This is a genomic window from Kribbella kalugense (assembly GCF_004365875.1).
Lineage (GTDB): Bacteria > Actinomycetota > Actinomycetes > Propionibacteriales > Kribbellaceae > Kribbella > Kribbella kalugense.
The window spans coordinates 1,517,390-1,532,344 of the sequence record NZ_SODF01000002.1; the positions used below are offsets into that span (position 1 = coordinate 1,517,390).

Consider the following 14,955-nt stretch of genomic DNA (forward strand, 5'->3'; position numbering starts at 1 on the left):
CCCCCAAGGCGCCGAAGCACCCCAAGAAGCCTGCCAAGAAGCTCCCGCCGCGCCGCCGGCCGATCGGCCGTTGATCCAGTCCTGACAGTGGGGCCCGCATCCGTGCGGGCCCCACGTCCTTGTGGAGGCGGCATGACCATTCGGCAGGCGTTCGCGCGATTCTGGCCGCTGACCCGTGGGGATCGGCGGTGGTATGTCCTGGTCTGCGTCTGTGTGATCGCCGCGGCGGTGTGCGAGACCGTCGCGATCCTGCTCTTCGGCCACCTGACCGACCACGCGCTGGAGCAGGGCTCGCTCGCGGCGTTCTGGCATCCGGCGACCGCCTGGCTGGGGGTCGCGATCCTTGGCGCGATCATCGGCTACCTCGGCAACTCGCTCGCGTTCTGGAGCGGCGAGCGGTTCGTACGGCGACTTCGCGCGCACGTATTCGGGCATGTTCAGGAACTGCCGCCGGACTTCTTCCAGCGCCATCGTCGCGGCGACCTGGTCGAGCGGCTCAGCGGTGACGTCGAGGCGATCGAGCAGCTGGTCGTGTCCTCGGCGATCGGCGTGGTCTCGGCGGTGTTCCGCATCGTGCTGTTCTCGGCCGCAGCGATCTGGCTGTGCTGGGATCTCGCTCTCGTCACCTTCGCGTTGGCGCCGCTGCTCTGGCTCGCGGCGAAGATCTTCACCGGTCCGATCAGGCGATTCGCCCGCTCCGAGCGGGTCGCCGATGGCGCGATCACCTCGGTGCTGGAGGAGTCGCTCGGCACGATCGAACTGACGCAGGCGTACAACCGGAAGCCGGCCGAAGAGACCCGGCTGGATCGTGAGGCTGGCGCCTGGATGCGCGCCTCGGTGAGCGGCGCACGGCGGAGCGAACTCTACGAGCAGGTGGTCGAGGTCCTCGAAACTCTGTGCGTACTCGGAGTGATCGGCCTCGGCGTCTGGGAGATCTCGCAGGGCCGGATGACGCTCGGCGCGCTGCTGTCGTTCGCCGCGTTCCTCGGCTATCTGTACCCGCCACTCCGCAGCCTCGGCGAGCTCAACCTGACCGCCACCGCCGCGACCGCGGCCACCGAACGCCTTGCCGAGATCCTCTCCGCGGCCCCGTCCGTCACCGATCCAGAGCACCCAGTCGAACTCGAGCACGTACGTGGCCGTGTCGAGTTCGACCGGGTCGGATTCCACTACCCCGGCGCCGGTACGCCGGCTTTGACCGGGTTCGACCTGACCGTCGAGCCCGGGGAGTTCGTCGTACTCACAGGTCCGAGCGGCGTCGGCAAGTCGACGATCGCGAAGCTCCTGCTCCGGTTCTACGACCCGACCTCGGGCCAGGTCCGGCTGGACGGCGTACCGCTGTCTTCATTTGCGGTACGGCGTCTGCGCGAGAGCATCACGTTGCTCCCGCAGCAGACGCTCGTCCTCCGTGACACCATCCGGGCGAACGTCGCGTACGGCCGCCCCGACGCCACCGATGAGGAGGTCGTCGAGGCGGCCCGATCAGCCGCCGCTGATGAATTCATCACCACGCTGCCGGAAGGCTACGACACGGTCCTCGACCCGTCGATGCTGTCAGGCGGCCAACTCAAACGTCTGACCTTCGCCCGTGCTCTTCTCCGCGACACCCCGGTCCTCGTCCTCGACGAACCGACCGCCGGCCTCGATGCCGCCTCAGCCCACCAGATCATCACCCCACTCCGAGCCCTCGCCCGCAACCGCACCACGATCCTGATCACCCACGATCTGTCGCTCGCGCAGTACGCCGACCGCGTCGTCGCGCTCAGCGGGACAGGGTCCGGAAGCGATGCGCCGAGAGTGGGAGGAAGACTGCTGTCAGCAGCAAGGGAGCTATGACGGCAGCGAGCCCGGCGTGCGTGCCGATCCAAGTGGCCGTGGCTGAGGGATCGGGGTTGCCGAAGAGGGCTCGGGACGCGGTCGCGGTGGACGACAGCGGGTTCCATTGGGCGATCGTCCCGAGCCAGTCCGGCATCGTCGAGGTGGCGACGAACGTGCTGGACAGGAACCCGATCGGCCAGACCAGCACCTGCACCATCGTCACGCTCTGCGCGTTCTTCACCGTCAGTCCGATGAAGATCCCGACCCACAACAACGCGAATCGCAGCAGCAACAGCAACCCGAACGCGGCCAACGCCGACGGCAACCCTTCGTGCCACCGCCAGCCAAGGGCGAGCCCGGTCGCGACCAGCACGACCAGCGTCACCACCGAGTCGAGCATGTCCGCGATGCACCGCCCGAGCACCACCGCCGTCGAACTCATCGGCAGCGACCGGAACCGGTCCGTCACGCCCTTCGACACATCGGTGGCGACCGCAGTCATCGTGCCCTCGAGCCCGAACAGCATCGCCAGCGCAAAGATCCCCGGGACTAGCAGCTCGTAGTACGACGAACCGTCCGGGAACTCCATCGCCCCGCCCAGCAGTCCGCCGAACATCAGCAGCATCAGCACCGGGAAGAACCAGGTGAAGATCACCAGCCCCGGTTGGTTCCGCCAATGCGTCAACGTCCGCCGCGCGATCGTCCAGCCGTCCGCCAGCGCCCATCCGAGGCCGGTCATGCGGCCGCTCCCGTCAGGTGCAGGAACACTTCGTCCAGCGTCGGCCGCCGCAAGGTGATGTCCTCCGGCTCGATCTTTGCCTCATGCAACGAGTTCGCCATCACCACCAGGGCCTTCGTCCGATCCTTCACCGGAACGCTCACCCGTACGTCTTCCACCCGGATCTCCCCGTCCGCCAGCGGTCCGGCCAACTCGACGACCCGCGGTACGTCGGCGGGATCCGCGAGTACCAGGTCGAGCCAGTCCGATCCCAGTTGTGTCTTCAGCTCATCAGGGGTGCCCTCGGCAACGACCTTGCCTGCCTTCAGCATCGAGATCCGGTTCGCCAGTTGGTCCGCCTCCTCCAGGTACTGCGTCGTCAGCAACACCGTCGTACCGCCGTCGACGAGTTGCCGTACGGCGGACCAGACCTCGATCCGCCCGGCCGGATCGAGGCCGGTCGTCGGCTCGTCCACGAAGAGCACGCGTGGCGCGACGATCAGGCTCGCCGCGAGGTCGAGCCGCCGCCGCATGCCGCCGGAGTACTTGCTCACCGCCTGATTGGCCGCCTCCGTCAGGCTGAAGCGTTCCAGGAGTTCGTCTGCCCGGCTCTTGTGATTCTTCAGATGATTGAGCCGCCCGAACATCACCAGGTTCTGCCGGCCCGTGAGTAGCTCGTCCACGGCGGCGTACTGCCCGACCAGACCGATCCGCCGCCGCACCTCCGCTCCTTGCCGGCGGACGTCGTACCCCGCGATCGTCGCCGTACCGGAATCCATCTCCAGCAGCGTGGACAGGATCCGCACCGCCGTCGTCTTGCCGGCGCCGTTCGGGCCGAGCAGGCCCGTCACAGTGCCGGCCGTGACCTCCAGGTCGAAGCCGTTCAGCCCCGCCCCATCCGTGCCGCCCTGGTAGTTCTTCCGTACGCCGACGGCCTCGATCACTCGTTCCGTAGTCACTTCCCACCTCTCGGGTCGTTGAGCCGTAGAGTGTACCGTACATTGTACGGCTCAGGTACGATGCCTTCAACGACGAGTGGTGGAAGAAGGTTCCGGTGGCGGGAAGGAAGGCGGCTGCGCCCGATCCGGCGCGCAGTCTGGCGCTGCTCTGGGGGAGTCACGCCAAACCCGGCCGCTCCGGCCTGACCGTGCGCGCGATCGTCGACGCCGCGGTCGAGCTCGCCGACACCGACGGCCTCGAGGCGCTCTCGATGCGGATGGTCGCCGAGCGCCTGAAGGTCGGCACGATGTCGCTCTATACGCACGTCCCCGGCAAGGGCGAGCTCACCGACCTGATGTTCGACCGCGTGTACGGCGACCTGTACGCGGACCCGGACGAGCCGTCGAAGCAGCCCGGCGGCTGGCGGGGCGCGCTCGAATTCATTGCCCAGCGCAACTGGGAGGTGCTGACCGCGCATCCGTGGATCCACGAGGTCCCGGCCGCCCGGAACGCGCTCGGGCCGAACATCACGCTCAAGTACGAAGCTGAGCTACGTCCCCTGGACGGCCTCGGGCTGAGTGATGTCGAGATGGACTCGGTGCTCGCTCTGGTCCTTACGCATGTCCTGGGCACTGCACGCGCGGCGGCCGAACAGCTCCGCTCGCAGCGCGAGTCAGGGCTGTCCGATCAGGAGTGGTGGACGGGTATCTCCCCGACCCTGGCCTCCGTGATGGCAGGCGCGGCCGACCGCTTCCGCCTGGCCGGCCGCGTCGGCACGTCAGTCGGCGAGCACTTCCAGTCCGCGATGGACCCGGGTCACGCCCTGAGCTTCGGCCTGACCCGGATCCTCGACGGCGTCGGCCTGCTCATCGCGGAGCGATCAGCCGTTGAGTAGATCCTCGAACGGGGTCGGGTTGGCGAACGGGTCCGCCTGGGTCGGAGTCTCGTGCTGGAGGGCGGCGACGAGTTCGCCGGCCGCCTGGGTGATGCGGGGGCGGAGGCTCGCGGCGTTCGGGCCCCAGTCGGTCGAGGCGGCGTACACCCCGGTCGGGACCGGCAGCGCCTTCAGGTAGGCGAACAGCGGGCGGAGGGCGAAGTCCAGGACCAGCGAGTGCCGCTCGGTGCCACCCGTCGCGGCCAGCAGGACCGGCTTGCCGGCGAGCGCCTTGTCGTCGAGTACGTCGAAGAACATCTTGAACAGACCGGAGTACGACGCACTGAACGTCGGGCTGACCACGATCAGAGCGTCCGCCGCGGTCACCGTCTCGAGGACCTCGCGGAGCTCGGCCGACGGGAATCCGGTGAGCAGGTTGTTGGTCAGGTCGTGGGCGTAATCGCGGACCTCGATCGTCTCGACGCGGGAGGTGATCCCGCGGCCGGACAACTCATCCGCGGCTGCGGCCGACAATTGGTCGGCGAGCAGCCGGGACGACGAAGGTGTCGTCAGCCCGGCTGTCACCACGGCAATCAGTTTGTCGTTCATTCGATCGTCTCCAGCTCGCGCGCCCGCTCAGCCGCGGCCTTCAGTGAAGCATGCGTCGGCGCGTCCGGTACGTGTGCCGGCTTCAGTGCCGCGAACTCCTTCCGCAGTACCGGAACGACCTCTTCGCCGAGGATGTCCAGCTGCTCCAGCACGGTCTTCAACGGCAACCCGGCGTGGTCCATCAGGAACAACTGCCGCTGGTAGTCACCGAAGTGCTCCCGGAACGACAGGGTCCGCTCGATCACCTGCTGCGGGCTACCGACCGTCAACGGCGTCTCGCGGCTGAAGTCCTCCAGCGACGGACCGTGCCCGTAGACCGGCGCGTTGTCGAAGTACGGCCGAAACTCGCGGACGGCGTCCTGCGAGTTCTTCCGCATGAAGATCTGACCGCCGAGCCCGACGATCGCCTGGTCGGCGGCGCCGTGCCCGTAGTGCTCGAAGCGCCGGCGGTACAGCTCGATCATCTGCTTGGTGTGCGAGATCGGCCAGAAGATGTTGTTGTGGAAGAACCCGTCACCGTAGTACGCCGCCTGCTCGGCGATCTCGGGTGACCGGATCGAGCCGTGCCAGACGAACGGCGGTACGTCGTCGAGCGGCCTCGGGGTCGACGTGAACCCCTGCAGCGGCGTACGGAACTTGCCTTCCCAGTCGACGACATCCTCACGCCAGAGCCGACGGAGCAACGCGTAGTTCTCGACGGCGAGCGCGATTCCGTTGCGAATGTCCTGCCCGAACCACGGATACACCGGACCGGTGTTGCCGCGCCCCATCATCAGGTCCACCCGGCCGTCGGCCAGGTGCTGCAGCATCGCGTAGTCCTCAGCGATCTTCACCGGGTCGTTGGTCGTGATCAGCGTCGTAGAGGTGGACAGGATGATCTTCGACGTCTGCGCCGCGATGAACCCGAGCTGGGTCGTCGGCGAGGACGGCACGAACGGCGGGTTGTGATGCTCGCCCTGCGCGAACACGTCCAGCCCGACCTCCTCGGCCTTGAGCGCAATAGCCACCATCGACTTGATCCGCTCACCCTCACTGACCGTCGTCCCGGTCGTCGGGTTCTCGGTCACGTCACCCACGGTGAACACACCGAACTGCATCCGTCCTCCTCGCCTAAGTAGTTCACTATTAAACTACACAACGCGCGCCCCTGGCGAGTCATTCCGGGCGGACGTGAGCCACTCATCAAACAGCCGCGCCGATCCCGTTGCACGCTCAGCGTGCAGGATCGGCGCGGCTTTCAGTGAGTTTGGTGAGTGCCTGCGGTCCGGCTCAGGCTGCGTCGAGTACGGCGACCTGGTCGGGGGTCAGTTGCAGGTCCACGGCGGAGTACGAGTCGCGGATGGTTTCCGGGCGGCTGGAGCCGGGGATCGGGATGACGACCGGGGACTTGGCGAGCATCCAGGCGAGGGTGAGTTTCTGGGGGCTGACGCCTAGCTCGGCCGCGAGGGTGTGGAAGGCGGGGTGCTTGGCGCCGAGGTCGCCGGCGCGGGAGATGCCGCCGAGTGGGGACCACGGGAGGAACGCGATGCCGCGCTCGTCGCAGAGGTCGAGCTCGTCCTCGCTGGACCGGAAGGCCGGGGAGAACTGGTTCTGCACCGAGACCAGCCGGTCGCCGAGGATCTCGTTGGCCTGCTCGATCTGGGCAACGTTCGCGTTGGAGATACCGGCCATCCGGATCTTGCCGGCGTCGAGGAGGTCGCGGATGGCGCCGATGGAGTCCGCGTACGGCGTCTTCGGGTCGGGCCGGTGGAACTGGTACAGCCCGATCGCCTCCACTCCGAGCCGCTTCAGCGAGGCCTCGGCCGCCTCCGCGATGTGCTTGGGCGAACCGTCCAGCGTCCAGCTTCCGTCGCCCGGACGGAGGTGGCCGCCCTTGGTGGCGACGAGCACGTTCGAGGTGTCACCGCCGTACGACGCCAGCGCCTTGGCGATCAGGCTCTCGTTGTGGCCGTCGTCGGTCGCGGTCAGGTGGTACGCGTCGGCCGTGTCGATCAGCGTGATCCCGGCGTCCAGCGCGGCGTGGATGGTCGCGATCGAGCGGGCTTCGTCGGGCCGCCCCTCGATCGACATCGGCATCCCGCCGAGTCCGATCGCGGATACCTCGACGTCACCGATCCGGCGGGTCTTGTTCGTGTCAGTTGCCATACATCCAACGTCCCGCGCCCGTGGCGACAATTCCAACAGGAATATCCGCACACAGTGAGTACTGCGACTGCTTAATCAGCCCGGCAGGTCGAGGCGCTGCGTGCCGACCACCGCGAGGAGTTGGAGCGCCTCTTCCGACGGAGAGCCGGGGGTTGCGGTGTAGATGATGACCTGTTGGTCGCGGTCCGGGATCGCGAGGGCGTCGCAGTTCACCGTGACCAGGCCGACGAGCGGGTGCTGGAAGGACTTGCACAGGGTCGGTTCGGCGGCGATCTCGCGGGCTTCCCAGAGTTGGGTGAATTCGGGGCTGCCGGCCAGCAAGTCCGAGACCAGTTCGCGGAGTTCGGGATCGTCCGGGTAGCGCGCCACGGTCGATCGCAGGTGGTTGACCGAGCTGCGGGCGAAGCGCTCGGCATCCGCGACGGAGTACACGTGGCCGACATCGCCGGTCAGGAACGCCCGTCGGATCAGGTTCCGGTCGCGCCGGGAGCGGACCGAGAAGTCCTCCATCAGCGCGGTGGCCAGATGGTTCCAGGCGATCACTTCGTACGACGCCGACAGGACGACCGCGGCCGCGTTCGGCAACCGGTCGAGGAGATCGAGGATGCTCTGCCGGACCTCACGTGGCGGTCCGACCGGTCGCACCGGTGGTACGCCGGCCAGGTGGTGGAGATAGTTGCGCTCGGCATCGTTCATCCGGAGTGCCCGGGACAGTCCGGCCAGCACCTCGCTCGACGGATGCGGCGCACGCGCCTGTTCGAGTCGCGTGTAGTACTCGGTGGAGATGTACGCCAGCTGAGCCACTTCCTCCCTGCGGAGTCCCGGCGTACGGCGTCGTCGACCGGCGGGCAGGCCGACGTCCGACGGGTTCACCCGCTCCCGTCGGCTGCGCAGGAATGCCGCCAGCTCTCCTTTGTCCACGTCATCCAGTCTGCCTCGCCGCTGCGGTTTAGCCAGGTACTACTGGTGTCTGGTTACTCGCACCCGCGGCGCACAGGCTCGATGCCATGGACAAACTGCTCGAAAACAAAGTGATCTTCATCGCCGGGGCCGGTCGCGGGATCGGTGCCGCGGCTGCTCGACTGTTCGCCGCCGAGGGCGCTCAAGTGATGCTCGCGTCCCGGACCGAGACCGAGATCGCCGCTGTCGCGAAGGAGCTCGACGCGGCCTATACAGTCTGCGACCTGGCGGACCCCGACTCTGTCCGCGCCGCGGTCGATCAGACAGTAACGGAGTATGGACGCCTGGACGCCGCCTTCAACAACGGCGCCATCGGTCAGCCACCAGGCCCGATGGACGGGCTCAGCCAGGAGGACTTCGACCAGGTGTACGCCGTGAACCTGCGCGGAGTGTGGTCCGCGATCGTGGCCGAGGTCGGCGCGATCCGGGCCACCGCCGGCCACGGCAGCATCGTCAACACCTCCAGCGTCGGCAGCTTCGCCGGCAATCCCGCGCTTCCGGCGTACGGCGCGATGAAGCGGGCCGTGAACAGTCTGACGGAGTCGGCCGCGATCACGTACGGCCCCGAGAACATCCGGGTCAACGGGATCGCGCCCGGCACCACGATGACCGAGATGCTGCAGGACTGGGACCGCGCGACGCCAGGTGTGATTGACGCGCTGAACGCCCGGACCCCGCTCGGCCGCGGCGCGGATCCGAGCGAGGTTGCCCAGGCCGTCGCCTGGCTGCTCAGCGACCGGGCGTCGTACGTGACCGGTGCTGTACTACGCGTCGACGGCGGCCTGGGCGTTTAGTCAGGCGGAATGGACGTGCGGGCGGCGGTCCTCGACGACGTACGTCGCTCGCGTGCTGACCGAGGCATTGGGCGTCTCGACGAACGGTACGACGCGGAAGTCCGAGCGCCACTGCTTCTGGTCGACGGTGACCCGGACGTACCCGCGCTGGGAGTTGAAGAACTTCAGGTGCGGGTTTGCCTCGAGGAACTGCTGGCCCTGGTCGGTCATGTCGGCGCCGTTGCCGCCGCTGGTGATCGACGTACCGACGAATTCGGTGCCGACCGTGGCCGAGTCCGGGTTCGCGAAGTCGCGCTTGAGTTCGAGGGCGTAGTTCTGGTGCCGGTCGCCGGTGATGACGACCAGGTTGCGGACGCCGCTGTCCTGCGCGGCCGCGAGCACCTTGTTGCGCTCGGCAACATAACCGTCCCACGGGTCCAGCCAGACGTGAGTCTCCGGACCGGGCGTCCAGTCGGTCTGGCCCATCGGGGTCTGGTTGCCGATCACCTGCCAGCGGGCCTTCGACTGACGGAACCCGTCCAGCAGCCAGGCGCGCTGCTTGCCGCCGAGCATCGTGTTGTCCGGGTTGAACCGGTCGTCACAGCTGGACGAGTCACCGTCGCCGCACGGCTGGTCGCTGCGGTACTGGCGTGTGTCGAGAATGGTGAAGTCCGCCAGCCGGCCGTACGGGAGCCGGCGGTGGTACCGGATGTCCGGACCGGACGGCATCTGCGCGTGCCGCACCGGCAGGTTCTCGTACATCGCCTGGAACGCGTCGGCCCGGCGAGCGCGGAACACCGCCGGGTCCTGGTCCGGCTCCGTGTCGGTCTGAGAGATGTCGCCGGCCCAGTTGTTCTCCACCTCGTGGTCGTCGAAGGTGTGGATCCACGCGTGCGCGGCGTGCGCGGCCTGCAGTGGCACCTCGGTCTTGTAGAGCGAGTACTGCAGCCGGTACCGCGCCAGGTCGAACGTCTCGGTGTGGAACCGCGGGTCGGTCGTCACGCCACGCTTGTTCGTCTTGACGCCGGACTCGTAGATGTAGTCGCCGAGGTGGACGACGAGATCCAGGTCCTCCTGAGCCATGTGGTCGTACGCGGTGAAGTACCCGTCCTGCCAGGCGTTGCAGGACGCGAAGGCGAACCGCAGGTCGCGCGGCGTGGTCAGCGGGTGCGGCGTGGTCCGGGTCCGGCCGGTCGGCGAAACCTCGCGGCCGGTGCGGAAGCGGTAGTAGTACACCTGGTCAGGCAGCAGGCCGTGGACCTCCGGGTGGACCGAGTGGCCGAGCTCTGGTGTCGCGATAACGCTGGACCGGCGGACGATGTGCCGGAAGTTCTCGTCGTGGGCGACCTCGTACTCGACCCGGACCGGCCGGGCGGGCATCCCGCCCTTCCCGTCGACGGCGTACGGATCGGGCGCGAGCCGGGTCCACAGGACAACACCGTCGTACTGCGGATCGCCCGAAGCGACCCCGAGCGTGAACGGGTTGCCGGTGCCGGACGGGGCGGCGTACGTGGTCGAGGCATCCCAGACCCCGGTGCCGAGCAGTACGGCGGCGGAGCCCGCACCCCCGTATCCGAGGAAGCGGCGGCGGGAGACGGACATGGTTCCTCCAGATGAAGGGCGGTCAGGTGGGGGAAAGCGCTGTCAGTGTTCAGTTGTGACTTGGCTAGGAGGTTAACTAGTCTGACCGGGAAATTAACAGCAATCAACGGTACGACGATGGTTTCGCTACGCTGACCCGATTGCTAGCTACTCGGGGAGCTGACTGATGGCCTACGAACCGTGCCGCTACGCCCAGCGCTGGCCGGACCTGTTCGAACCGCTCGACGACGACCAGAAACAGCGGGTCAGCGACGCGCTGTCGAACAACCGGCTCGAAGGTTGGGAACCACAACGCGACGACGTCGCCGACCTGGTCGACCGTGAGCTCGGCCGGATCGACACCGCGGAGTACATCCGCCGGACGATGGCGAAGGTGACCGGCGGCGGCCCGGTGTGACCGAGGAGGTCTCCCCGGAGAAGCAACGCTGGAACGCGTACTTCTGGGAGCCCGGCGGCTGCCTGCGGAACAAGCTCGGCATCAAGAACCCGTTCGAGCTGCCCGTCGCCGAGTATCGGTTGCGGGCGGTCCGGCAGGGCGAGATCGATCGCGGTGAGGTCGACATCCCGCGCACCTACGACAAGGCGCACCTGCAGGCGATCCACAAGCACATGTTCCAGGACGTGTACGACTGGGCCGGGCAGTTCCGCGACGTCGACATCTCCAAGCGGGGCAACCCGTTCGTGCCGGCCGAGCTGCTGGACAAATGGACCGGCAAGGTCGCCGCGAAGATCAACGACAAGGACTGGTCGACGATGTCGCGGGAGGAGTTCGTCGAGGGCATGGCGGAGGTCTACAGCTACCAGAACCTCACCCATCCGTTCCGCGAGGGCAACGGTGCTTCCGCCAAGGTGTTCATCAGTCACGTGTCCGAGATGTCGCCGTACCGGCTCGACTTCGACCGCGTGGAGAAGGACGAGTGGAACGAGGCGTCGAGCGCGTCATACCCAGAGGATCTGGAGAAGAGCACCGATCCGGACCCGAGCAAGATGTACGCCGTCTTCGACAAGCTCACCGTCGAGCGGGGCTCGGTACTGCGGCCCGACTCGGAGCTGGCGGCAGCGCTGCACCTGCAGAACTCGACGTACGCCGGCGTGGACGTCGACGGACCGAACGGCGACGCGGGAATGGGCGAGCGACCGGAGACGTACGCCGTCGCCCAGGAAGCCGACCAGGACACCGAACGCGACGACTGACCCGGACCGCCGGTGCTTGATCGGCGAACCGGCTGCCGGTGCAGGATGGGCGGTATGACCGACGAACGGATTCGCCGTGCCCGGCCGGAGGACATCCCGGCACTCGTGGAGCTCGTGTACGCGCTGGCGGAGTACGAACGTGCGCCCGAGGAGTGCCACCTGACCGCGGACCAGCTGCAGACCGCCCTCTTCGGAGACAACCCCGCGGTCTTCTGCCACGTGGCCGAACACGAGGGCGAGGTCGCCGGCTGCGCGATCTGGTTCCTCAACTTCTCCACCTGGCGCGGCGTCCACGGCATCTACCTGGAAGACCTCTTCGTCCGCCCCGAAACCCGCGGCACCGGCCTAGGCAAAGCCCTCCTCACCGCCCTCGCCCAAGAATGCGTCCACAACAACTACGAACGCCTCGAATGGTCCGTCCTCAACTGGAACACCCCCGCCATCAACTTCTACGAGTCCCTAGGCGCCAAACCCCAAGACGACTGGACCATCTACCGCCTAACCGACAAAGCCCTCACAAAGCTGGGCTCGTAAGAAACCGCTCGCGCAACTCGGCGAGCAGCCGCGCCTTGTCCTCGAACGGCCCCGTCGCCAGCCAGATCGTTTCGACCGCAGCCTTGAACGCATCCTCGTTGAAGGTGGCGGATACCACGGTCGTGGTGTTGTCGAAGGCGTCGCGATCGTCGAACCACCCATGTTGCCGGGTGACGAACCGGTGGACGGTCGTGCGCTGCTCCGTCCCCGGCTCGACCGGTCGCGGCGGCCCGTTGAGCGTCTCGAGCCAGTCGGCGCCACGGTCCATGCGATCCAGGACGCCGGCGGTCCGCTCGTTGCCGCCGTACCCGGCCTGCTCGCACGCGCGTCGAGCCGCCCACCGAGCCATCGAGCGCAAGGTCTGCGCGTCGGTTTGCTCGAGCACGTCCACCAAAGCCCGGTCCAGCGCCGACAGTTCCCGGCCGAACGTGGCTCCTTCGATCCGCTCACTCGGCAACGCCCCACCCCAAGCCGCCGCCCGCTCGGCAACCCGTTGCTCTTCGGCCTGCCGCGCCTTCTCCTGCTTCAGCTCGGCGAATTGAGCAGGCGTCGGCTGCTCGCGGGCGACCTTATGCCAGTACGCAGCTTGCCCGCTGGTCTCCTTCACCACCCGATCGGGCGCGGGTCGCGCCGGCCAGAACTGCAGCAGGTACCGGTCCACCAACGGCTCGCCGTCCATCGGCGGCCCGGCCTGGTGACCGGCGCCCATCCCCCAGGCGGAGTACCGGACGCGGTAGTCCACCTGCGGCTCAAGATCCAGCGGCCACGACCCACCGTCTCCCGCCCAGGTCATCAACACCGCGTCACCGATCGGCCGGTACGACGCCTCGACGACCTCCTCGGCGCTGTACTCGACCGAGGGCATCTCGTCGTGCAACTCGACTGTGAAGCCGACGTCGCCGGTGTGCATCCCGGTGATCAGAAACAGCATCCCGGGCACTGCCGCACCGCACAGCCCGTTCCGCTGCCCACCAAAGCATTCACCGAGGCCGGCGGAGTTGTCCGCACTCTCCACGTAGATCTGCGCATAGGCCACCCACGCAGGTCCGGACATCAAGGTGCGCACGTCGATCCCCCCAGAAGTCGATGGGACCTATTTGAATCACATGCGCACGCCGGCTTCAAGGCGGATGAGCTGCAGCTTCGTGCAGTTCGGCGGAGTCGGCTGGTGCGAGGGGCTCACACAGTTGGTGGAGCGGCCTCACCACATCCCGCTCACTCTCCACGAGCCGGCGGTAGCGCGAGGCGGTCACGCGCGATAAGCGCCAAGTGGCGCGCTAAGCGATGGGTGGGTGGGAGCGGCGCGTAGCACCGCGTGGGGCCTACGGGCGGCGGTTTTTGGCTGCGTACATGGCTTGGTCGGCCTGGTGGAGGAGGGTTTCGAGGTCGGTGGTGGTGGGGGTGATGGGGACGGTGCCGACGCTGGTGGTTACCCGTACGGCGATGTTGGGGAGGGGCTGGCTGACGGCGGTTTCGAGGCGGGCGATCAGGGTGGCGAGGTCGTCGTCGGCGATGTCTTCGGCGAGTACGGCGAACTCGTCGCCGCCGAGGCGGGCCACGGTGTCGCCGTGGCGGACGGCTGTGGTCAGGCGGGTGGCGATCTCGCGGAGGGCGCGGTCGCCGGCTTCGTGGCCGTAGCCGTCGTTGACGAGTTTGAAGTGGTTCAGGTCGCAGAACAGCAGCGCGCCCGGCCGGCCCGTTCGCCGGGTCCGCTCCAGGACCGTGTTGAACCGGTGCAGCAGCAGTCGCCGGTTCGGCAGGCCGGTGAGCGGGTCGTGGGCGGCGTGGTGGCGGAGTTCGCGTTCGGCGTCCTTGCGGGCAGTCACGTCGTCGATCTGGACCAGCAGGATCCGGGGCCGGTCGGCGCCCTGCTCGACGATGGCCGCCGTACCGCCGAGCCAGATCGCGTTCCCGGACGGCTGGGTGAAGACCCGCTCGAACCGGTACGTTCCGTTGCCAGCGGCAACGTCTTCGAGGTCCTGCCGGGTCGAGTCGGGCTCCTCGTCGCGGAGGAACTGGGCCAGCCGCGATCCGACCAGGTGGTTGGCGTCGTACCCCGTGATCCGGCAGAAGGCATCGTTCACCTGAAGGACCAGGCCCCGGTCCGGGCCGTCGAAGCCGATCGTCGCCATCCCGTTCCCGGCGCCCTCGAAGACCAGCCGGAAGGTCTCTTCGCTGGCCTCCAGCCGGGTCTTCTCGGCGAGCAGCTGGTCGGCCAGCCGGGCCTTGTCGATCGCCAGCCCGGCCTGGGTGGCGAAGATCTCCAGCAGCTCCCGGTGAACCGGTCCCGGCCGCCGCTGGTCCTCGGGCAGGTCGACCGAGAGCATCCCGACCAGCTCGCCGTCGGACGAGTACAGCGGCGCGAACAGCGCGTCGAGCGGGTGCCAGGCGCCCGGGTCGTCGGACACCGGTACGTCGGGCACCCAGCCGACGACCTCACCCTCGGGCAGCCGCTCGTGCGGCACGAACCGGAGCTTGCCCCACTCGTCCGCGATCGCGAACTCGCTGTCGAAGATGTCCTGCGCGCTGACCCGGCCGAGCAGCGCCTCCCGGGCCTCCGGCGACCCGGTCACGGCGATCACCTCGAACTTGCCGTCCGGATGCCGGAGGTTCAGTACGGCGATCCCGAATCCGAGCCCGTTCACCACCCCGTCGACGACGGCCTGCAGGGTTTCGGCAAGGCTTCGCCCAGCGCCCATCCGGGCGCTCACCTCGTACAGGCGACGGACGGCGGACAGCCGGACCGTGGGCTCGTTCTGCACTTGTCGAGAATAGGCCGATTTCACCGC

The 14,955-nt window shown here is 67.8% G+C and carries 15 protein-coding genes; 6 read left to right on the forward strand and 9 right to left on the reverse strand.

Annotated elements, in window-relative coordinates; all coding sequences use genetic code 11:
• Window positions 1-132 precede the first annotated feature (132 nt).
• Window positions 133-1,836 (forward strand): ABC transporter ATP-binding protein, encoded by a 1,704-nt coding sequence (locus EV650_RS25165; RefSeq protein ID WP_134121473.1) that lies wholly within the window; start codon window positions 133-135, stop codon window positions 1,834-1,836.
• On the opposite strand, the gene EV650_RS25170 is transcribed toward EV650_RS25165, so the two are convergent.
• Window positions 1,763-2,557, reverse strand: a complete 795-nt coding sequence (locus EV650_RS25170; protein ID WP_134121474.1) for an ABC transporter permease — start codon at window positions 2,555-2,557, stop codon at window positions 1,763-1,765. The two genes, EV650_RS25165 and EV650_RS25170, sit on opposite strands and share 74 nt — an antisense overlap.
• Complete coding sequence (locus EV650_RS25175; RefSeq protein WP_202874886.1) at window positions 2,554-3,495, reverse strand: ATP-binding cassette domain-containing protein; 942 nt, start codon at window positions 3,493-3,495, stop codon at window positions 2,554-2,556. The genes EV650_RS25170 and EV650_RS25175 overlap by 4 nt, the downstream gene beginning before the upstream one ends.
• Before the next feature lie 95 nt (window positions 3,496-3,590).
• Between EV650_RS25175 and EV650_RS25180 the strand changes: the two genes are divergently transcribed.
• Entirely contained in the window at window positions 3,591-4,370 is a 780-nt protein-coding gene (locus EV650_RS25180) for a TetR/AcrR family transcriptional regulator (RefSeq protein WP_134121475.1), read from the forward strand.
• On the opposite strand, the gene EV650_RS25185 is transcribed toward EV650_RS25180, so the two are convergent.
• From EV650_RS25185 to EV650_RS25200, 4 genes are all read right to left on the reverse strand, one after another.
• Window positions 4,356-4,958: an FMN reductase gene (locus EV650_RS25185; RefSeq protein ID WP_134121476.1), complete on the reverse strand. Its 603-nt coding sequence runs from the start codon at window positions 4,956-4,958 to the stop codon at window positions 4,356-4,358. The genes EV650_RS25180 and EV650_RS25185 overlap by 15 nt on opposite strands.
• Window positions 4,955-6,055 carry an LLM class flavin-dependent oxidoreductase gene (locus EV650_RS25190; protein WP_134121477.1) on the reverse strand — a complete coding sequence of 367 codons (1,101 nt, stop codon included), beginning with the start codon at window positions 6,053-6,055 and terminating at the stop codon, window positions 4,955-4,957. The genes EV650_RS25185 and EV650_RS25190 overlap by 4 nt, the downstream gene beginning before the upstream one ends.
• Window positions 6,056-6,227: 172 nt before the next feature.
• Complete coding sequence (locus EV650_RS25195) at window positions 6,228-7,103, reverse strand: aldo/keto reductase (protein WP_134121478.1); 876 nt, start codon at window positions 7,101-7,103, stop codon at window positions 6,228-6,230.
• Window positions 7,104-7,178: 75 nt separating this feature from the next.
• Window positions 7,179-8,024 (reverse strand): helix-turn-helix transcriptional regulator, encoded by an 846-nt coding sequence (locus EV650_RS25200; protein ID WP_134121479.1) that lies wholly within the window; start codon window positions 8,022-8,024, stop codon window positions 7,179-7,181.
• Window positions 8,025-8,110: 86 nt separating this feature from the next.
• Here EV650_RS25200 and EV650_RS25205 point away from each other — a divergent pair, with 86 nt between their 5' ends.
• On the forward strand, window positions 8,111-8,857 hold the full coding sequence (locus tag EV650_RS25205; RefSeq protein WP_134121480.1) for an SDR family NAD(P)-dependent oxidoreductase: 747 nt from the start codon (window positions 8,111-8,113) through the stop codon (window positions 8,855-8,857).
• Here the strand turns inward: EV650_RS25205 and EV650_RS25210 are convergent, their stop codons facing one another.
• Entirely contained in the window at window positions 8,858-10,438 is a 1,581-nt protein-coding gene (locus EV650_RS25210) for an alkaline phosphatase D family protein (protein WP_134121481.1), read from the reverse strand.
• Window positions 10,439-10,604: 166 nt separating this feature from the next.
• On the opposite strand from EV650_RS25210, the gene EV650_RS25215 reads away from it, so the two are divergent.
• From EV650_RS25215 to EV650_RS25225, 3 genes are read left to right on the forward strand one after another with little or no spacing between them, the layout of a single operon-like run.
• A complete protein-coding gene (locus EV650_RS25215) occupies window positions 10,605-10,835 on the forward strand; it encodes an antitoxin VbhA family protein (RefSeq protein ID WP_134121482.1) in 231 nt (76 codons plus the stop codon).
• Window positions 10,832-11,632, forward strand: coding sequence for a Fic/DOC family protein (locus tag EV650_RS25220; protein ID WP_134121483.1), 801 nt, complete (start codon window positions 10,832-10,834; stop codon window positions 11,630-11,632). Before EV650_RS25215 ends, EV650_RS25220 begins: the two co-directional genes overlap by 4 nt.
• Window positions 11,633-11,686: 54 nt before the next feature.
• The gene (locus EV650_RS25225) at window positions 11,687-12,166 is read left to right on the forward strand and encodes a GNAT family N-acetyltransferase (RefSeq protein ID WP_134121484.1); all 480 of its coding nucleotides are present in this window, start codon (window positions 11,687-11,689) and stop codon (window positions 12,164-12,166) included.
• On the opposite strand, the gene EV650_RS40720 is transcribed toward EV650_RS25225, so the two are convergent.
• Both EV650_RS40720 and EV650_RS25235 read right to left on the reverse strand, forming a co-directional pair.
• A complete protein-coding gene (locus EV650_RS40720; protein ID WP_202874887.1) occupies window positions 12,147-13,232 on the reverse strand; it encodes a hypothetical protein in 1,086 nt (361 codons plus the stop codon). The two genes, EV650_RS25225 and EV650_RS40720, sit on opposite strands and share 20 nt — an antisense overlap.
• 256 nt (window positions 13,233-13,488) lie before the next feature.
• Window positions 13,489-14,928, reverse strand: a complete 1,440-nt coding sequence (locus EV650_RS25235; protein ID WP_134121485.1) for a diguanylate cyclase domain-containing protein — start codon at window positions 14,926-14,928, stop codon at window positions 13,489-13,491.
• Between the last annotated feature and the right edge of the window lie 27 nt (window positions 14,929-14,955).